Genomic DNA, 19,990 nt, shown 5'->3' with positions numbered 1-19,990 from the left:
GCGAGGGGCCTGACGGCCAATCCGGTCGTATCCGATATTCCGGCATCATGTGCCTGCTTCGCCATCACGCGCAAGGGCCTTCCAGGCTTCGCCCAAACAGGACATAAATCTGGCCCGCCATTATTCCACATTTCCATTACAGTTCCTTTAAATGATGGCTACTGGCCGGTTGCTATTGTAAGGCAGCGTGGTAATATTCCCAATTTTTTCGGGCCCGCGCCATGTGGCCCATTTCTGCCGCCGATGCGCGGACGACAAGTTCCCCTCGCTGGGCGTGCAGGCAGTAAGTCGCCTGCCGCCTCGCCATTGCGCAGCCGTTTTTAACCACAGGCAAAGAGCTGGCTCCAGGCTGGTTTGAATTAGGGAAGCTAGGTGTTCAGGAAACTTTATCGCTATGCCGCCAAACAAGGGTCCACACCGATTCTGCTGACGCTCTCGGTGGGCAGCTTGGTGGCCGCCATGAAAGGCGCTCTCTCGCCAGCAGATGTATTGCTGCTTCTGGTGACTGTCTTGCTCCAGTCCTTGCTGCGTGTTCATGACACTCTATTTTCCGCAGCGGTGCCTGTAGAGCGTCTGACGCAGAGTAATCGCGCTCCCAATCCGGTATATGCGCAACGTGTGGCGCTCGCCCTTGGGCTCGTGCCTCTACTGCTGCTTGTCGCTACCGGGGCTGGCTGGCTGGCCTTGATTCTCGCTGGCCTTTGCTTGAGCCCCAGCGTTGTCTCGCTGTTGCATCGACTGTTCAGACGGAAAGCTCTGATTTCTCAGTCAATAGTTGCGCTGGATCAATATCAGCCTATGGTCGCGGTTTACGTGAGTGGACTGGCTAACGTAGCCTACCAGATTAATCAGTGGATACCGGTATTAGAGCGCCTTGGCGTGCCGGTTGTAGTAATCGCGCGCCAACGGAGCATATACGAGGGCATTTCCGAAACAGCCATCCCGGTTTTTTATGCTCGCAATATGGCGCATGTGGAACGGGTGTTGACGAGGGGAGTAAGGACCGTACTCTATCCCGCCAATACCATGCAGAACGTTCAGGCACTGAGACAGTTTCGTCTGAACCACTACTTCATCAACCATGGCGAAAGCGATAAGGCGGTCAACCAGAGCAAGTTGCTCCAGGCCTACGATAAGCTGTTGCTTGCAGGCCCCATGGCCCACCGCCGATTGATGGAGGCGGGGCTATCGCTGCGCGAGGGCCAGATTGAATACGTAGGGCGGCCTCAGGCAGAAATGTTGCTGGACGAGGCTGACAACGGGCGGTATCCATCACTTCCACTTCGGGTTCTATACGCACCGACATGGGAAGGCTTTGTTGACGAGGCGGACTACTCATCGATCCGCCACCTGGGTCTGGAGATACTTGAGCAGCTAGCCGGGCGCGACGATGTAGAGATTGTCTTCAAACCGCATCCTTATACCGGTTCCCGACGTCATGAAGATGGTGAACGCCTGGCGGCGATGAAGCGTTTCTGCTTGGCCAACGGAATTGTTGTGGAAGAGTCGCTCTCCTCCATTCACGAATGCATGAACAAGAGTGACGTATTGATTTGCGATGTATCCAGCGTGCTCAACGATTATCTGATCACGCGAAAGCCCATCATTCTCTGCGTAAACGAGAGAATGCAGGCCATGGATATAGATCAGAACTTCCCTTCTGCCCGCGCGGCATACAAGGCAAGCTCTGCCAACGATGTAGGGGACACGCTGCAGTTACTGCAAAGCGAAGACCCTTTGGCGCAGTACCGTGCTGAAGTCCGCCGGGATTCGCTGGGCGACTTCCCCGAGGGCTCCCTTGCCCGCTTCAGCCAGGTGATAAGAGAGAGTGTAGCTAGTGCAGTTCAATAAAAGTTATCGGTTGCTGCGGTACCTGAACCGCAGCCATTCCCGGGTCTCGAGGTATGGTCTGGGTGCACTGGCATGGCTGGGCACCCTGGCGTTTACCCGGTCCGCTACTCTGGCGGGGCTGATGCGCCGCGGGTTCGTCGAAGATGATTTTCGCCTCGCTTTCCGCCGTGCGGCCTGGCTGGCTCGGCATGTTCTCCCAGCGCTGGACCTGTTCAAGGATCCGTTCTTCGACTTCACCATGGAAACCAGCCCTGCCGAACGCATGGCTCTCAAGCACTTTCTTGAGCGATACAAGAGCAACGCCAAGCCCTGGGCTTATGCAACCGACCATCTGTACCTGATGGCTGCGGATATTCATGCGCGCCTGGAAGATGAAATCAACGGGCTGGCAATGCACGAGGAAGTATCAGCTTTCTACGATACCGCCGACACCGCTCTCAGCGCGCTGGCAGTGCCTGCAACGGACCTTGCACCGGTACGCAAGGAACGGGATGACGACTTCTCCAAGGCTGATGCGGTCGAAGCGCTGCGGGATCTTTCTCAGGCGTTGCCGCTGGCTCAGTGGCCTTGGTATGTGATTTCAGGAACCTTTCTGGGGCTGCATCGCGAAGGCGGTTTTCTGGCGCACGATTACGATATAGATATCGGAATCAACGCAGAAGATATCAATATTGATGCCCTCATTACCGCCCTTGACGCCTACCCCCGATTCGCCACCAAGAAGGTAGATCTGCATATCGAGATCACCCAGGACAAGCAGGGTAAATTGCACCTGAGAAAGGTGCCCGCCCTGATGAAGCTCATTCACAAGAACGGCCTTAACCTCGATATCTTCATCCATCACACAGAAAACGGTCGTTGCTGGCACGGTTCCATTATTCATCGCTGGGAAAATACGCCCTTCACACTGGTGAAACGGGAGCTGGAGGGCGTTACCGTACAGGCCCCTGCCGATGCCGATCGCTACCTGACCGAGAATTACGGCGCCTGGCGTACGCCGGTCAAGGAGTTCGACTGTACGACGGGGACTCCCAATCTCGTTGCATCGAGAAACTTCCTGTCAGTCGCCCTGTTCGTCAAGCGCCTGGCAGTATTCGGTGAAACCAATGCTCGGGACGCAGAAAAATTGCGCAGGGCATTGATCAGTTCGGGCGTCATCCGCGCAGAAGGTCAGCGGATACGTGTCGTTCGTCGTTTCGAGCATCAGCCGATTCTCGAGAAAGACGCAGCGTAGCCTCGATGAAGGCCCTGAACACATACCTGGCGCAACTTGTCGCCGCGATATTCGGTTTCTGCCGCACGTACCCCGTGCTCTTTGTGGGCGGCTGCGCGGCGCTGGCTGTCTCGCGGGTCTGCCAGGTAATAGCGTTCTTCCTCCCTTTGAAGCTGTTCATCGTCATTCACTCCGGTGAAATACCCGATTACTTCGATGTTTTCCCAGAGAGTATGGGCTTTCGAGAAATCATTACCGTACTGTCCGCCCTGGTCCCCGTCATCTACGGACTGTATGTGGTGCTCGGTATCTGTTACCGCTGGCTGGTGGACCACCACTTGATCAGGATGAACAGTACCGAGCTAGTCATCAGCGGCACAAAGATACCGGCGGCGAAACTCAAACGACTGCATAACCACGGGTCAAAGGCGTTCTCAGAGATCGGATTGATCCTGGTATCAGTGACCGTCGCGCTGTGGCTGGATGTGATGATAGCGATAGTGTGGATGATATTGTTGTACCTGAACCTATGGCTCTTCCACCGCAAGGCCTTTCACGCGGAAGATCACCACAGGTTGACCTTTCTCAAACTGCATCGTCGGCAGTTCATCGATTACATCTCCTCTGCCAATTTTCTTGCGGTGTTTGCAGTTCTCGCGTTGGAGCTGGTTTTCTTCGACATGGGCGTTTACAGCGCTATTTTCCTGCTGCTCGTCTCGCGCATGGTATTCCAGGCTTTGAACCGCTTCTCGGTTGAAAGCCTTTACATTCTGAAACTCCTACCTTAATACCCTCAGTGGAGCCCTTCATGGCAAAAACCGTGATCACTTACGGAACCTTCGATATGTTCCACATCGGACACCTCAAACTACTTCGTCGTCTGAGCGAAATGGGTGACCGAGTGATAGTGGCCGTATCCACCGACGAGTTCAACGAGCTGAAAGGGAAGAAAACGCTCATCCCCTACGACCAGCGCGCAGCCATTGTAGGCGCGATTGACTGCGTTGACCTGGTGATTCCTGAAGAGTCCTGGGAGCAAAAAGTTACCGATATTCAGAAGTACGACGTGGATATCTTCGCCATCGGCAACGACTGGAAGGGCGAATTCGACTTCCTCGAAAAGCTGTGTGAAGTGGTATACCTGCCACGCACCAAAAATATCTCGACAACCGACCTGAAGAAATCGCTGACGCGATTCCTTTCGATCTCACAGAATGATCTGAAGCAGGCATTCGACGTTCTCGAACTGTTGCGCCGCGATCTTAGTTAATTACCAGGGTAAGACATGATTAATAAAGCGAAGTCGTTGATCGCCGCGCACCGCCGGCGGAAGCGTGCATTAAAGCGTGAGCAGGCGAAAGAAAAGAGTGGATTTCCCAAAAGCCTGATATTCACCCCTGCGCCGCAGAAGTACCGGCCTCACTACAGCTACTCGGTCGTGACGGCAGCATACGGTGCAGAGCACTATCTTGATGAATTTTTTTCTTCTCTCTTTCAACAGACGGTGGGCTTCATTGAGGCGATTGAGGTCATCTTGGTTGACGATGGCTCCACCGATGGCACCCTCGCCAAAGCTCGTGAATGGGAGGCCCGATATCCCGATTCGATAAAAGTAATCACACAGGAGAACGGCGGGCCTGCCGCGGCCCGTAACACCGGGCTGAAGTATGCAAGTAAGGAATGGATTACCTTCACTGATCCCGACGACTTTTTGGCTGTCGACTATTTCGAATCGGTAGATCGAGTCCTACATGAGAACCTCACGGCTGGCCTGGAAGTCGATATGGTCGCGTGCCAGATAACCACTTTCCTTGAAAGCGACAAATCCATAAACAAGCGTCACCCTCTAAATTATTGTTATTCAAGAGGTCCGCGCTTGGTTTCATTTCATGAGGATGTGTTGAGCGATATAAAGCTATCCGCCTCCTCCAGCTTCTTCAGGCGTATCAATATCTCTGCGGGGAACTTAGCCTTCCCCGACTTGAAGCCAAGCTTTGAGGACGCCGCATTTATTGCGAAGTACCTACTTAGCACCAAGCAGGCTAATGTACTTTTCTCACCAGACTCCATCTACTTTTACAGGAAAAGATCGGCAAAGAACTCATTAGTTGATACAGCTTGGACGAAAAGAGAAAAATATATTGACCAAATACGTGACGGCTACATCCCTCTGCTTCGCAATGAAAAGAGCCGATCAGATGGCGTCCCTATTTGGTTGCAATTGATGGTCCTCTACGACTTGTCCTGGCACTTCAAATTATTGACCAACAACCACAGAAATTGGTTGCTAGTTCCCAATGACCTTAGAACAGAATATTTTTCGCTCTTACGGGAAGTATTTAGCTTAATTGATGAGGAGCTGATTCTCGGCTCCGAACGTGCTGGCATCCCCGCTCACATAAAGCTTGGAATAATCTCACTGTTCAAAGGTAGGTCTACACAGGAAGCACACGCCCGAATCATAGATGTTGATTTGGTCAAGCGTGAGGCTTTGGTAGGCTTTTACCATTCCGCCCCCAAGCGGGATCTCCAATTCACTGTCGGAGGGGTAGCCATCCAGCCGTCGGCATCGACGGTGCGCATGTTTGAATTCGTGGAAACCCCTCTGATTTATGAAACTCTGGCTTGGGTAGGTCTTGTCGGCAACGGGGAACTCAGCATTGAGGTGGAGGGCTCTGCTTTACCTGTCAGGGTCGGGGGGAGCACTCGTCTGAGTGTGTCATGGCACGATCTCGTATCCTCCGTGCAAAAACGCGCCCTCTCAGGCTCCGGTATGCCGTGGGAAAAACGCGTCATAAGACGGCTGGCCCAGCATCCATTTACGCGCAGGCGATACCAGGATGCCTGGATATTGATGGATAGAGATGTTCAGGCAGATGACAATGCTGAACATCTTTATCGATACCTGCAACGCAGCCACCCTGAGATAAATGCTTGGTTTGTATTGCGCAAGACGTCCCATGACTGGGCACGCCTCCAGCGTGACGGGTTCAGACTGTTGGAATATGGCAGTATCGGTCACAAGGTAGCACTGCTTAACGCGGCGCATTTGATCTCTTCTCATGCCGACCATTATCTTTTCTCTGTCTTGCCCTCCAAATTCTACGCGGACATGGTGAAGTACCGGTTCACCTTTCTTCAACATGGTGTGATTAAGGACGACTTATCAGGCTGGCTCAACTCAAAACGGATACATTGCCTTGTCACCACTGCCCGCGATGAGTTCCAGTCTCTGATTAGTAGCGGCACCTATAAGTTCACCCATAAGGAAATTTGCCTCACAGGGCTTCCAAGGCATGACCGCCTCCTGTCCCTGGCAAAAGCCCAGCCCCCCCACAAACGCAGGTCTGTCATCATCATGCCTACGTGGCGGCAAGGTCTAATGGGCGAGTCTTTGGGATTAGGCAATGCGCGGGCTTATAATCCGGCGCTTGTCGATACGCACTTTTACCAGTCGTGGAAGAACTTCCTAGCCCATCCGGGACTTAAAAAGCTGGCGGAAATCCATGAAGTAGAGTTTGTGTTTTTTCCTCACGCCAACCTAGAACCCTACTTGGATGATTTCGACGTCGGCTGGATGAAACTAGCCAGCCACGGGCAGAAAGCTAGTATTCAACAACTGTTGGTAAGTGCTGACCTCATGATCACTGACTTCTCGTCGGTAGCATTTGATTTCGCCTTGCTTGAGAAGCCGATACTTTATTACCAGTTCGATAGAGAGTATGTATTCTCGGGAGGCCACACTACCCGCAAGGGCTACTTTGACTATGATCAGCACGGATTTGGCCCTGTCGGATTCGCTCCGGATGACATGATAAAACTGGTTTCAGATGTGATTAAGAACCGGTTTCAGGCTGAACCAGAATACGCCGAAAGAATGAGGAACTTCTTTGCCTTTCGGGACGGCCAGAACTGCCGGCGCGTTGTTGAGCGGATAAGGTTCTTGGATGAGAAAGAGAAAAGAATTCTGGATCAGGCAAATGTGTCAGAAGCAAAAGAAGTAGAGCGTTACACGGAGGTTCCCGCTTGATCACCCGCAATCAAGGCTTGCTCAGCGTCATCATTCCCTTCCGCGATGCTGAGCGCTTTCTGACATCGGCTGTTCTGCCATTTCGCGAATCACTGCTGGACGGCAGTGTGGAGCTGATTCTGGTAGATAACGACAGTTCGGACGGTAGCATCGAACTGATCAAGGGGTATATCGAAGAAGGCCTACCCCTCCGACTGGTAACAAGCCATCAGGCGGGGCCCGGCCCGGCTAGAAACACCGGATTGGAGCACGCCAGGGGCGATTATATTGCCTTTCTGGATGCCGATGACCAAGTGCAACCTGAAGGTTTACTGGCCCTATGTCAAAGAATGCAAAGCTCCGGCGCTGACCTCGCGATTTTTAACCACTGTCGTCTTTATCCGAGCGGGCGAGTGTCCAATAACCGGCGTTCCGACCTTCTAGAAAATCGAACGCCGATCAGCGACCTTGAGGGGAAGCTGCGGCTACTTCACAATTTCAACGTTGCATGGAACAAGGTTTACTCTCGTTCATTACTGGACACTAACGGTCTCTCCTTTCCTTCAGGTATCTACGAGGACGTACCCTGGTCAATCAGCTGTCTCTATGCCGCGAACCGGATCATTACCGAACCGGCTGTTCTCTATACTTATCGTCAGCACCCCTCGTCGACCCTTAAAAAGCAAGGGAAACCCCATATGGTGCTGCCCGACCAGTACCAACTGGCACTGGATTGCTGTCGTCGCCTGGGTTGCGACCGCGACTGGGCGGATGCATTGATTGAGCGCGGTGTCGCTCATGGGCTGCTGGTAGCCTACGAGCGTACCAGGTTGAACAAACGCCACAGAATGCAACTGATGCGTAAGCTCATTCGATACATCTCAGAAAATAACGGTTGGCGTGTAGTTATCGGTAGCGATCGGATACGCCCCTTACAACGCTGGGCCCTTTTCTTGCGCATGCCTATTGTGCTTGAGCTTGAACGTCGCCGCTCCAACCGCCAGCGAAAACTGGTACGGAAACTCAAAAACGACACCACCTGATTATGAGATGAAGATGGCTTCGGCCTTCCATACTGTAACGCTGATTTGCATTCCGATGACGAGCTAACGCATGCTATCGAGCTAGAGCACTCCTGAGACAGGCCTGTCGCCGGACGGGCCCTATCGCAGCTATTATGATCGGGCGACTAAAGCCAAACGCGGAGCCCGTTGGCACCTGATAGCGCAAGAAGAACGCATCATCAGCGGCGTGCCCCCTATACAGCTCTATTAACCGATAAAGGGGTTTCCGTACAATTTGCTGCGAGCTTCCGGAGCCCGCAGCACCTCTGTAAGAATCAATATGCAGGGCAATAACACCAGCAACCAAAGCTCGTTTGGGTGATTGATCAACCCCCCGCCTTCAAACATCAGCATAAACAGACTTACTAACAGAAAAAGTCCCCACGGATTGTGCTGCCGCCACGCAGCAAGAAAGCTCAGCAAGAGAATCGCCAGAAAGAGTATGAGGCCTATCCAGCCATGATAAAGAAGAACTGAGAACAGGACGTTATGAGGATGCTCTACCAGAAGGCGTCCACCGAAGGTAGTGATACCTTCGAAGTGCACCGGCGCACAACCCAACAAAGTGTGGCACTCAATAAATGCTTGGTAATGCGCTTGCCATAACTCAAAGCGGCCAGCGTCGGCCCGCTCAATCAGACGGTCAAATTCAGGGACGGTCTCAAAAAGATAATACATCCCAATTGCCAGCCCCAGACCTGCCAGAATCAGAATTAGTCGGACTCCCCACTGTCGCGCATTCCACAGAAAATAGACGGAGGCCAACGTCATCACGATAGCCGCACCGAGCACGCCCGCACGGCTCTGTAGTATATACCCCGTAAAAAACAGAACAGAAGCCGTAGAGAGGCCCAACAGCCACCAGCTCTGGCGCTTGATCAATATACCTGTGGTCAGGGAGAAGAACGCCACCAGGACGATGCTGGCGTAGGTGGGACTGGTTAGTCGCATAGGCATGTGGATACGTTCGCCAGGGGTATATACACCTGTAAGCCAGAGGTACACAGTGCTAAGTGCTAGATAGGCCAGGACAGCGTAAAACAACCCGTGGATTATCTGGTCACGCCTGAAAAAGCGATAATCCACCAGCAGCAGAATCAGTGCGCAAAATATCGTCACATACAGCCAATGTTTCAAATACTGCAGCGTCTGTACTTGCACAATTGCAAGTAGCGTCCATAGCAGGAACGCAGCCCAAAGCACCAATAGCGGAGAGATTCTAACAGCCTGCCAGCGCCCTCTGACAAACACCCATAAAGCAGGCAAGCCCATGAAGGCGTAATAAAAATTGTTGACAGCCTTGGAGCTGGGAAGCGCCAGGAATGTCAGGATAAAAGCCAGCAACGCGTAGGTGAAATAGCACTCTACCGAAGCGCCCTGCCGCCAACGTGTAGGAGAAAGCAGCATCCCGTCACCCATCATTCGCCACGATTGCTAATCAGCATCGTATTTATCAAACTCAGATAGTTTTTTTGGAAATCCTCGATTGCATGCTGGTTACACAAATACTCATAACCGAACGCTCCCTTCTTCTTTAACTCGTCCGAATCAATCTCCAAGAGTGCAATCAACTTCGTACTAATGTCGGCGTCATCTCCGGGCTGGCAGATGCTGCCACCGCAAGAGCGCAAAATAGGCGCCATGCTGGGAATATCCGACCCTACAACCGGTCTCTCCCCAGCCAGAGCTTCCAGCAATGCCAAGGGCAACCCTTCACTGAAAGAGGGCATGGCAAAAATGTCGAAAGCCCTGACGTATCTCAGCGCATCGTTATGTGCACCCAGGAGCAAGATTCTATGTTCAAGGCCATGGCGGGCGATGAGTGCTTCAAGCGCCGGCCTCTCACGCCCTTCCCCAATGATCACTACCGACACATCCGGGTAGCGTGATGCGATTCGAGCAAAAGCATTGATCAGGACAGCATGTCCTTTTACAGGAACCAGCCTGCCAATACAGCCGATGATTGTTCCGTCTGGAGCCAACCCAAGATCCGTTCGTGCCGATGCACGAGGGAGCATTGATGCCCTTGCCTGGTCGATGTCAATCGCATTGTTGATCGCGAGAGTATTATCATCCCCGAAAGCAGAGACGGTCCGTTTCAGATACTCAGCGACAGCATCGGACACTCCAACCATTTTCCAGCGGGGGGGTAATTAGAAGACCTGCTTCAATTCGGCGTAAAATCCGATCGTAGTCACCAATACCATGTTGGATCCCTATAAACACGGGCTCTTTCAGCAAGCGACCAATCCACATCATCATGCTGATTGGTTTGAAACGATGTGCAATAACTACATCAAATGCGTATTGTTTGCAGAGTTTGTACAACTTCCATATGACTAGCCAACGCCGGATGCCTTTGAGATCCCGCTGCCTGCAATTGAAGTACACGGAATGTGCTGCCTTGCTTTCCGGCTCGCCAGGAGCAGGCGCACCACGCAGGAAGACCGTGGTCACTTCATAGGTTTCATCAGGCAGCCCCGCTATCACCTGCTCCGCCAGATCTGAAGCGTTGACGTTGTAACGCAGCTGTAATTGCAAGACCTTGATTTTGCTACTCAAACCACCACCATTCTGAAAAAGAGTGTCTCCGGGAAGCAGAAGCAAAACGCTGCGCCTATCCGCGCAGCCATAGCCGAAAAGCCTTGCGGCTGTAGGACCACCGGAATAAGACCCGCCAATCCGCCAGGACAGCCTGACGGTACCACTGTTTGGCGAGCGTTGATTCATTTGCAAGCCATGCGCTACGAAAGAGCGACAAGCAGCGCTGCACCGTATAAGGGCGGCGCAATATCTGAAAGTGCGCCGGTAAACGTTTTGGGGAGAACACCTCATCCACCAGCTTCAACCCCCCGGCATTAGCGTAGGTGAATTGATGCCGAAGGCTGTCGTCGTGCTTGTGTATCAAGGCCAACGGCGCTTCAATGACGGAGCACGGATAATTAGCCAATACTTGGACAAACACCGGAATATCTTCAGCGCTACGAAACTCTTCCGGATAACCGCCAGGCTCGAATACCGACCGATGCATGACGCAGGCACCATTGGACAGAGCAAGCTTTTTATCCAGCAGGTATGCTTGCACTCGAGCCAAGGGCAATGCGGGCAGTTGCCCAGGTACATGCCGGCTCTGCTTGCCTTCAGGACTGACCGAAATGTGTCCACCAATCACAAAGCGTGTCTCGGGATGTGTCCGCAAATGGGAGCATATACGCTCAACGGCTCCTTCAGCCAGCTCGTCGTCGGCGTCAAGAAAGATCATCCAGTCCGCCTGAGCCAGCTCGATACCCCGATTCCGCACTGAAGCCGACCCGCCATTGGGCTTGCGCTCACTTCGAATGCGCCCGGAGAATCGTTCTTGCAGGACCCCGATAACAACGGGTGTATCGTCAGTAGAGCCGTCATCTATGATGATCAGCTCACAATCTTCCCCCAACTGCGGCATTACCGACTCCACCGTTCGGGGCAATGTCTTCGCATAGTTAAAGGCAGGAATGATGATACTCAACAGTATATTTGTCGCTCCCGTCGCACTCAATTCACACCCTCCTTCACCACCAGCACATCCTCCATGATCAGGTACTGCAGGTCCGATCCGTAGAACATGTTCAAGGCGTCGGTGGGCGAACACACCATGGGCTCACCCCGGCGGTTGAGCGAGGTATTGAGTGAAACGCCGTTGCCAGTGAGCTTCTCCAGCTCCACCATCAGGTCATACCAGCGCGGATTGTGCCGGCGCTCGAGCACCTGGGCGCGGGATGTGCCGTCCTCGTGAACAACTTCAGGCACGCGCTCCTCCCATCCTTCCTTCACCTGGAAGGTGAAGGTCATGAAGGGGCTGGGATGGTCCACCTTGAGCATCTGAGGCGCGACGGTATCAAGCATCGAGGGGCAGAATGGCCGCCAGCGCTCGCGGAACTTGATCTGCGCGTTGATGCGATCGGCAACGCCGGGCACGCTGGGGCAACCGATGATCGAGCGACCACCAAGCGCACGTGGGCCGAACTCCATGCGACCCTGGAACCAGGCGACGGGATTGCCCTCCACCATGATCCTGGCAATGTGCTCGGGCACGTTATCGATTTTCTGCCACTGGGGCTTGTTCGGGTGCCTGGCACAGGCGGCAATAATGTCTTCGTTGCTGTAGCTGGGCCCGAGATAGACGTGTTCCATCTTCTCAACCGGCACACCATTCTTCACCGAGACAAAGGCAGCCGCGCCAACGGCCGTGCCGGCATCGCTGGCGGCGGGCTGAACGAACAGCTCCTTTACCTCTTCCCGCGCGATGATCTTCTGGTTGAGTTTGACGTTCAGCGCGCAACCGCCGGCAAAGGCAATCTTGCCGGTCTCACGAATGATGTCGCCCAGGTAGTAATCCATCATCTCCAGCGCCAGTTTCTCGAACAGCGCCTGGATGCTGGCTGCGTAATGGATGTAGGGGTCGTCTGCCACATCGCCTTCGCGCTTGGGACCCAGCCATTCGATCAGCTTGGGCGAGAAGTAATAACCCTTGCCCTTCTCCTTGTAACGGCGGAAGCCGATCACGTTGGCGTATTCGGTATTGATGGTCAGCTCGCCGTTCTCGAACTTGGCCAGGCGCGAGAAATCGTACTTGGTGGGGTCGCCGTAGGGTGCCATGCCCATGACCTTGAATTCGCCATCGAGCATATCGAAACCCAGATACTCGGTAATGGCGCCATACAGACCACCGAGGGAGTCCGGATCGTAGAATTCCTTGATCTTGTGGATCTTGCCGTTCTCACCATAGCCGAAGAACGTGGTGGCGTATTCACCCTTGCCATCAATACCGAGGATGGCGGTCTTTTCCTGGAACCCGGAGCAGTGGTAGGCACTGGATGCGTGCGCGAGGTGGTGCTCGACGGGCTCGATCTTCACCTTCTTCAGATCGAAACCGAGCTGTTGCAGACACCACTGGATGCGCTTCTTGTATCGGTAATAGCGCCGATTCCCCATGAAGATGGCATCCAGAGAGCGGTCCGGGGCGTACCAGTAGCGCTTGGCGTAATGCCAGCGGGCTTTCTCGAAGATGCTGATCGGGGCGAAGGGAATGGCGACGATATCCACGTCCTCCGGCTTGATGCCCGCCTGCTCCAGACAGAACTTTGCCGACTCGTAGGGCATGCGGTTCTTGGCATGCTTGTCACGCACGAAGCGTTCTTCCTCAACGGCGGCGATCAGCTTGCCATCAATGTACAAGGCGGCTGAGGGGTCATGGCTCAAGGCGCCGGAAAGTCCAAGAATAGTCAGTGCCACGGAGTTGCCTCTTAACAGCAAAATAAATCGCGATTCTACACTGACCTTCCCCGCTATGCCGCCCCGCCGCCATTGGTCGGCGGCGAAATACTCCGCCCCGTATCAGAATCGTGCCGCTACCGCTGAAGCTTTCCCTCCAGCCACCTTGCCAGAGGGCTGCCTGCCGGCCAGTTGCGCAACAGCCGGGCCCGGTCGCGCAGCCATCCCTTGCGCCAGCTGTCTGTGCTGTCATGGGCCTGCATGGCGTCCAGATCGATCAATACCACCTTCCCCTCATGCCAGAGCAAGTTGGTGGCCTTGAAGTCACCGTGACTGGTCTGCGCTTCGGCCATCTGCTGGAATAGGTTCAACATGGCATCGGCGGTTGGCTTATCGGGCATGTTCGCGCCCTCTTCACCCAAGTGCTCCAGTAGACTCTTGCCAGGACAATACTCCGTGACCAACCAGGCTTCCCGCCGCAGCGGGCCGATGCGGCGTTCGATCATGGCCAGCGGCTTAGGAGTGGCGATACCCAGAAAGACCAGGCGCCAGCCAGCGAGCCAGGAATGCCAGGCCCGGCTGGGGCGCCAGAAGCGCTTCAACCAGTGGCCGGCGCTCTTGATGTTGTAACGTTTGACTACCAGTTCCCGCCCTCCCAGGGCGACGCGGGTTACCGTACTGCTGCCTCCGTCCTTGAGCAGCGGCTGGTCATTGAAGGCGCTGTCCGGGTTCGCCAGCAGCGGGGCCAGCAGTTCCTGCTCGCTGCGCAGCACACTGATGAATCTGCCGGGGGACCGCGTCACTGCAAACTGGCTGCAATCGCGCAACGTCTTGTCGAGAAACTGTTGCAGGCGCTTCTGCCGTCGCTGGGCGGTGGCAACGCCTACTTCCGCGCTGTCTACCTGGGCTGTAGAAGACGTCATGTAATCCGTCATCAGGTCAGCGATCCGCCGATCCCATTCCGGCAGCAACTGGGCAAAAAACAGCCCCAGATTGTCGATCCGCGTTTTTTCCGGGAGCAGACGTCCGGGCTCGGATACCTCGACGGCATCGCCGTCGATAACGTACAGCTCGTCGTTATCCTGCAGGAAATTGCCAAGATGCAGGTCACTTTGCTGCAGGCCCTGCTGGTGCATGCGGCCGATGAGCGCGAGGGCACGGCGCAGTATGGCCTCTGCAGCGGAGCTGTCCGGTTGCCGGTCATCGAGCTGATCCCACAACTGCTGCAGGCTGCGTGCGTCGGGCAGGTATTGGGTAAGCAGATAGTAGCCACCGCCGGGCAGCTCGCCACTGGCCAATAATGCCGGCGTCGCCAACCCGGCCCGCTGCAACGCCTGAATGCCGACGCACTCACGCTGCCAGTGGCGCTCCGCACCCGTTGCCACAAAAAGCTTGGCCAGCACTTGCTGGCCCTGCCAGACGCCCTGCCCTACCAACCGCTTGCCGGGCAGGATGCGCAACCATTGAAGAACCTCCAGCTCCTCCCCCTGCCCGAGTGGTAGAACCAGATTCGCCTCCGGCTCGCGCCCCATGCTTCTGAGGCGCGCCGTCACGCTGCTCATGACTGCCTCCCTCCGGCCTCGTGCCGCATGCGTTTTTTCGACGAACGCCGTTCCACGCGGTTAATCCAATAGCGCACCTCGGCGTCCACCCGGGGCTTGTCGAGATACAGCAGCATAAAGCGCAGCCGCTGGGTTCGCCGCGGAGCCAGGCTGCGCCGGTTCAGCGCGTCAAGGTCACGCATCCTGCCCCAGGGCGAGAAGATATGGGCACGGCACTTTTCCAGATCGATCAATCTTGCACCTATGCCGTCATCCCGCTGCCTGAGGAAAATGTGTTTGGGATACAGACAGTTGTGCACGATGCCCTGGTTGTGCAGCCGCTTCACCAGAGTGGCGGCGGCGATCAGCAGATCATTCTGCAGGCGGTAACCCAGTGTGGGCCAGTCTTCGAACCACGAATCCAGAGGCCGATAGCCTTCCAGCCCGCGAGTCAACAGCAGCGCCTGGCGGTAGCGACCCTGGCGGCGCTCGCCGAAACAGGCTGCATCAAGCGCAGGGATGCCCAACTGGGCAAAGCGCTGGATATTGAAAAATTCACGCCCTGCCGTGGTCTGGCCCAGCGGCCGCCGCAGATGGCGGATCAGGTAGTTGGCCTGGCGCTTGAGATAGAACACATGTGACCGACCATTGGCATCCTCCAGCTCCAGCCGCCCCACGCTGCTGCGTCCTCCGCGGGCAGCGTTCGGCTCGTCCACGAGCTCGGCTTCGATCTGCCAGAGGGCTTCAAAGCTGTCCAGCCCATGTCGTTGAAGAATATCCAGTGCATCCGTCGCCACAAATTCCAATGATCGGGTCATTCCCTTCCCTCGAAGTATGAGGCATCGGCATCCGGTGCGTATTTGCGCTCGAAACGCTGCTGCAATTTCGCTGCCTTGCGCTGCAGCATGTGCAGCAAGCGCGTCTCTTCCGACAGGATCTGGCGCAGCGGACGTTGGAAATAGGTTCGCAGAAAGCGCAGCTTGTCGCGCTCGGTCAGGCCGATATTCAGTGCCGAGAAATACAGGCCGCTCAGATCCTTGTCACGCCAGCGCCGCGGCACGGCATCGCGGACCTGGGCGCGATGCAGGTCGATCAGCGACAATCTGAGATCGTCCGGCGTGGGTGGCGTGTCGGTGTGCAGCAGGAAATGGCAGATGTAGCAGTCACGATGATTGACGCCCGCCCGGTGCATGCGCCCGGTCATTTCCGCCACCCGGTTGATCAGCGCCCGCTTCAACGCGGGTTGCGGTGGGTGATGTAGCCAGTCCCGGGTGTAGTCCTCCAGACTGATGGTCGGCGCCAGCTCCTCGGTGATGATGAACGAATGGCGCTGCGCCGGGTTGGCTCCACGCTCTCCGTAGGCTACGGCTGTCATGGTGGGGACGCCGGCCGCGGTCAGCGCAGCGATGGCTTCCCATTCCTGGTCCGCACCCAGCACCGGGCGCTTGAGGGTCAACCAGTTCTTGAAGATCTCGCCCCAGCCCACGCCGCGGTGGATCTTTACGAAGTAGCCCCGACCGTCCACCTCTGTGCGAAGGGTACGCCGGGCTTCCAATTCCCGAAACACCTCGCCCTGCAGACGCTCCACCTCGATGAAGGCGTCCCGCCCGGCCCACAGGGACTTGAAGGGTTCGTGCACCACCAGCGTCATGCCAGGTCTCCCAGAATCACATCGGCGGCCCGCTCGGGCATGCTGTAGAGATCGCCGTGCTCGGCATACTCCAATGCGTTCTGTTGCCATTCCCGGCGCGTGTCCGGGTCTTCGAGAATGCGCATCAGCCATTCATTGAGCGTGCCCTGGGAGAAGGGCTCGGGGACCACCAGGCCGCAATCCGCTTCCTCGATGTAGTGTGCGTAGCCACAGGCAGCTGTGGTCAACACCGGCAGGCCGGCTACCAGCGCTTCCAGCAGTACGGTGCCGGTGTTCTCGTTGTAGGCGGGGTGGATCAGCAGATCCGCTCCGAGCAGAAAACGCGGCACATCGCTGCGCCCCTGCAGAATGCGAACCCTGTCCGCAATACCCAGGGAACGGGCCTGACGCAGAAAGGGAGAAGGGTCATCGGAGCCAATGACGATCAGCTGGGTACGCTGGCGCAGCGGCCCAGGCAGCGCGGCAACCGCATCCAGGGTGCGGTCCAGGCCTTTGGTCTTGAAGCCCGAACCGATCTGCACCAACAGCAGGTCATCCGCCTTCAGCTCGAACTCGTTGCGCAGCCCCGCTCGGATGTCGGCCGCATTGGCCGGCGCTCGGCGGTCTTCGGCAATACCCGGCGGCAACATGTGAAAGCGCTCCACCGGGGTGCGGTAATGCTTCATGAACAGCGGCAATTGCCGCTCCGAGATCATGAGAATCTCAGTGCGCCCCTCGGGAGCGAACACGGCGCGCTCATAGGCTGAAAAATGGCGGTAGCGCGGACCGAACTGATAGAACCAGCTGCGCTGGTTCTGCGCCTTGTCTTCATAGCAGCCATCGGCGGCGTAGTAGACGTCCAGCCCCGGCAGCTTGTTGAAGCCGACTACCCTGTCCACCGGATGGCGCTCGAGATCGGCCTGGACACGGGCAACAAACTTCTCATTGCGCCCCTGGCTGGTAAAAGCCCGGACCTTGACGATGCGTATGTCGAAACCCGCCGGCTGCTCTCCTTCCCACCCCATGGTGTAGACACGGATGTCATGGCCACGCTGCTGGCAGACCTGCGCAATGCGCAGGAAGTCGCGCTGCAATCCACCAAAGGGAAAGTACTTGTAGAGCAGAAATGCCAGTTGCATCGGGACTCTCGTCGTCAGTTGGGCGGTTGGCCGGATCAGCCGGCCGCTCTGGTCCGTGGGCGCTTGTGTTTTCCCTTGAGCCGTCTCTTGGTTCTCGCCTTCCAGTCAAAGTAGTGGAAGGGCACACGGTATGGCCAGCTGAACGACCGCCCAAGTGCCTGCAGATACATGCCCATGAAGACCTCCCTGCCCGCCCAGTCGAGCTTGTAGCAGGTTCGCTTGAGGTCGGAGAGGCGCTTGCCGATGGAGGCGGGCCTGTTGTAGAAGCGGGCCCGTGCTGTATCGATGAGCGTGAAGTTCAGGGACTTGTCATCACCAATCTGCACCAGGATGTTCCCACCCGCCAGGTCACGGAAGAAGACGCCCTGCCCGTGCATGCGCAGCAGGAAGTTACTGAGCGCCTGGAACAGGTCGTTCCGAGCGATGCCGTGGAACTCGGTCCCGCCGCGGGCGAAGTGCTCGAAGAAGTCACGCACCGACGGGATACTCCCGGCATGGGCACAGACGTACCAGTTGTTGAGCGTGTCCTTGCGCGTATGACATTCGAACCAGGCCACCGGATCGGGGGAATCAATCCCTCTGCGTCGCAGCTGGTTGGCGCCGCTCCAGCTGCGCACGCCCTTGGTGGGCTTGAAGTGGTCGACGATCTTCTTGTTCCACTTCAGCCGATTGGGCTTCTTCACCGCCAGCCTGCGTTCGGGGTGGATCGGGTCGTCAACTGACCAGATAACGTTCCGCGCCTTGCGCAGGACGTTGTCGCCGCCCGGGGGTGCTACCTGGTCGGGATGCGATACTTCAATCAGTCGATCCGCCTCGGCACGACTGGCGGCGAACACCATGCCGTGCCATTTCTCGTCCCGGTAATAGTAATGCCGGCCGCCGGAGCGGTTGGCATGCACGGCCAGGCCGGGCATCACCCGCGCCGCCGAGTTGATCGGAACGCCCCGTGCGGCCGGCCAGCACAGATAGACGGGTACTTCGGTGGCCAGGCCTGTCACGCCGTCAAGCTGCCCGGCGACGTGATCGAACACCTGCGCCTGCTCGAGATCTTCGGCGGTATAAATGTCCCCCAGCATGGCGGCCTGGCTGTCGGTAGCCCAGACCACATGCACCTGCCTTTCGTCATTGGCAAAACGGTGGATGTGCAGACCGTTGCCGGTGGGCACCTCCCCGAGATAGCGTGTGCCCGGTATCAGCCGATTGAACGTGGCCATCGCCGAAAACGCCGGACGCCGGACATAGTTTCGCCAGCAGCCGTTGTTCTGCGTGTAGCGCCCCACCAGTTCGTGGGCAGCGGGTTGTCCGGTGCCGTCATCCACCAGCCCTTCCCGCTGGCTCACCAGGGGGCCCCAGTAGGCACGCTGCAGACCACCGGAAGCCGCTGTCAGAATCATGTACCGGGTCAGGTAGTCCGCCTGCTTCTCCTCGCCGTCGGCCAGGCGCCGGCGAATCCGCGGCAGGGTCCAGAAGGCCGTGGTGGAGTAGGTCTTGCCGATTCCGAAGCTGTCGCTCAGGCGCCCGAGCACCCGGGCCTTCTTGACCAGATTGAGCTTGAGCAGCTGGGTCATCCAGCGCCCCGCGACCCGGTGATCAAAGGCCTCGGGGCGGATGACCCGCTCGACAAACAGGTTGTTGGTATGGATATCCGGCAGCTCCCCGCGCCGGCCCATCGCCTTGAGGAAGGCATAGTTGTAGGGCGGCTCGAAATCCGTCACGTTCGGTCCGGCCAGCACCACCCCGTGGGCGCGCACCTGCTGCGAGGCCAGCGACCAGGCCGTCATGAAGTCATCAACGGACCGGTAGCCCGACCAGCGCCGACGATTGACCACGTTGCCGATCTCCACCGCTTCCAGCCGGCTGCCGAATTGCCCCAGCACCTCGGCAACAAATTCCTTCCAGCGTTGCTGTACCGCCGGCTCACCCATGCGCCTGGCCTCGGCAGGCGGCGGCAGCAGGCGCAGCAATACCTGAAAGCCTTCACCCAGCAGGCTACTGAGGAAACGGCTACCGTGCCCATCCATCGAGTCGTAGGTAAAGTCCATGCGCACGTGCCGGATACCCAGTTCGTTGAGGTAACCGATGATGGTGGCATCCGCTTCCGGATCCTCCTGGCTCGCCACGCAGATACCGGAATAATCCGGCGGCACCAGTACGCCCTGCTGCGGTTGATGACCACCGCGCAAGCGCAGGCCGCCCTTCAACAGGTACGCCAGGCAGTCAATATAGAAACGGTTGCGGGTGTACACACCATTAGGGTCAGGGGTCATGCTTTCCAACATAAATTAACGGG

Annotated in this window: 16 protein-coding genes; 6 read left to right on the top strand and 10 right to left on the bottom strand. The window is 56.6% G+C overall.

Annotated features, from left to right (window positions below):
* Window positions 1–372: 372 nt before the first annotated feature.
* From IEW63_RS02120 to IEW63_RS02095, 6 genes are all read left to right on the top strand, one after another.
* Window positions 373–1,851, top strand: a complete 1,479-nt coding sequence (locus IEW63_RS02120) for a CDP-glycerol glycerophosphotransferase family protein (RefSeq protein ID WP_188634937.1) — start codon at window positions 373–375, stop codon at window positions 1,849–1,851.
* A gap of 121 nt (window positions 1,852–1,972) precedes the next feature.
* Entirely contained in the window at window positions 1,973–3,085 is a 1,113-nt protein-coding gene (locus tag IEW63_RS02115; protein ID WP_188634936.1) for a LicD family protein, read from the top strand.
* A 5-nt stretch (window positions 3,086–3,090) separates the two neighbouring features.
* Complete coding sequence (locus IEW63_RS02110) at window positions 3,091–3,852, top strand: hypothetical protein (protein ID WP_188634935.1); 762 nt, start codon at window positions 3,091–3,093, stop codon at window positions 3,850–3,852.
* A gap of 20 nt (window positions 3,853–3,872) precedes the next feature.
* Complete coding sequence (locus IEW63_RS02105; RefSeq protein WP_188634934.1) at window positions 3,873–4,334, top strand: adenylyltransferase/cytidyltransferase family protein; 462 nt, start codon at window positions 3,873–3,875, stop codon at window positions 4,332–4,334.
* 15 nt (window positions 4,335–4,349) lie between these two features.
* Window positions 4,350–7,094, top strand: a complete 2,745-nt coding sequence (locus IEW63_RS02100) for a CDP-glycerol glycerophosphotransferase family protein (protein ID WP_188634933.1) — start codon at window positions 4,350–4,352, stop codon at window positions 7,092–7,094.
* Entirely contained in the window at window positions 7,091–8,116 is a 1,026-nt protein-coding gene (locus tag IEW63_RS02095) for a glycosyltransferase family 2 protein (protein ID WP_188634932.1), read from the top strand. Before IEW63_RS02100 ends, IEW63_RS02095 begins: the two co-directional genes overlap by 4 nt.
* 228 nt (window positions 8,117–8,344) lie before the next feature.
* Here the strand turns inward: IEW63_RS02095 and IEW63_RS02090 are convergent, their stop codons facing one another.
* From IEW63_RS02090 to IEW63_RS02050, 10 genes are all read right to left on the bottom strand, one after another.
* Window positions 8,345–9,544, bottom strand: a complete 1,200-nt coding sequence (locus IEW63_RS02090) for an O-antigen ligase family protein (RefSeq protein WP_188634931.1) — start codon at window positions 9,542–9,544, stop codon at window positions 8,345–8,347.
* 11 nt (window positions 9,545–9,555) lie between these two features.
* A complete protein-coding gene (locus tag IEW63_RS14600) occupies window positions 9,556–10,263 on the bottom strand; it encodes a glycosyltransferase (protein WP_229710287.1) in 708 nt (235 codons plus the stop codon).
* Window positions 10,244–10,699, bottom strand: coding sequence for a glycosyltransferase family 4 protein (locus tag IEW63_RS14595; RefSeq protein ID WP_229710286.1), 456 nt, complete (start codon window positions 10,697–10,699; stop codon window positions 10,244–10,246). The genes IEW63_RS14600 and IEW63_RS14595 overlap by 20 nt, the downstream gene beginning before the upstream one ends.
* A 55-nt stretch (window positions 10,700–10,754) precedes the next feature.
* A complete protein-coding gene (locus tag IEW63_RS02080; RefSeq protein WP_229710285.1) occupies window positions 10,755–11,645 on the bottom strand; it encodes a glycosyltransferase family 2 protein in 891 nt (296 codons plus the stop codon).
* 26 nt (window positions 11,646–11,671) lie between these two features.
* Complete coding sequence (locus IEW63_RS02075) at window positions 11,672–13,411, bottom strand: carbamoyltransferase family protein (RefSeq protein WP_188634929.1); 1,740 nt, start codon at window positions 13,409–13,411, stop codon at window positions 11,672–11,674.
* Window positions 13,412–13,527: 116 nt separating this feature from the next.
* On the bottom strand, window positions 13,528–14,952 hold the full coding sequence (locus tag IEW63_RS02070) for a lipopolysaccharide kinase InaA family protein (RefSeq protein WP_188634928.1): 1,425 nt from the start codon (window positions 14,950–14,952) through the stop codon (window positions 13,528–13,530).
* Complete coding sequence (locus IEW63_RS02065) at window positions 14,949–15,749, bottom strand: lipopolysaccharide kinase InaA family protein (protein WP_188634927.1); 801 nt, start codon at window positions 15,747–15,749, stop codon at window positions 14,949–14,951. Before IEW63_RS02065 ends, IEW63_RS02070 begins: the two co-directional genes overlap by 4 nt.
* Entirely contained in the window at window positions 15,746–16,582 is an 837-nt protein-coding gene (rfaP, locus tag IEW63_RS02060) for a lipopolysaccharide core heptose(I) kinase RfaP (protein WP_188634926.1), read from the bottom strand. The genes IEW63_RS02065 and rfaP overlap by 4 nt, the downstream gene beginning before the upstream one ends.
* Complete coding sequence (locus IEW63_RS02055; RefSeq protein WP_188634925.1) at window positions 16,579–17,700, bottom strand: glycosyltransferase family 4 protein; 1,122 nt, start codon at window positions 17,698–17,700, stop codon at window positions 16,579–16,581. The genes rfaP and IEW63_RS02055 overlap by 4 nt, the downstream gene beginning before the upstream one ends.
* A 35-nt stretch (window positions 17,701–17,735) precedes the next feature.
* Window positions 17,736–19,967 carry a lipopolysaccharide kinase InaA family protein gene (locus IEW63_RS02050; RefSeq protein WP_188634924.1) on the bottom strand — a complete coding sequence of 744 codons (2,232 nt, stop codon included), beginning with the start codon at window positions 19,965–19,967 and terminating at the stop codon, window positions 17,736–17,738.
* Between the last annotated feature and the right edge of the window lie 23 nt (window positions 19,968–19,990).

This window comes from Halopseudomonas pertucinogena, assembly GCF_014646575.1.
Lineage (GTDB): Bacteria > Pseudomonadota > Gammaproteobacteria > Pseudomonadales > Pseudomonadaceae > Halopseudomonas > Halopseudomonas pertucinogena.
This window is presented reverse-complemented; position numbering and strand designations above follow the sequence as displayed.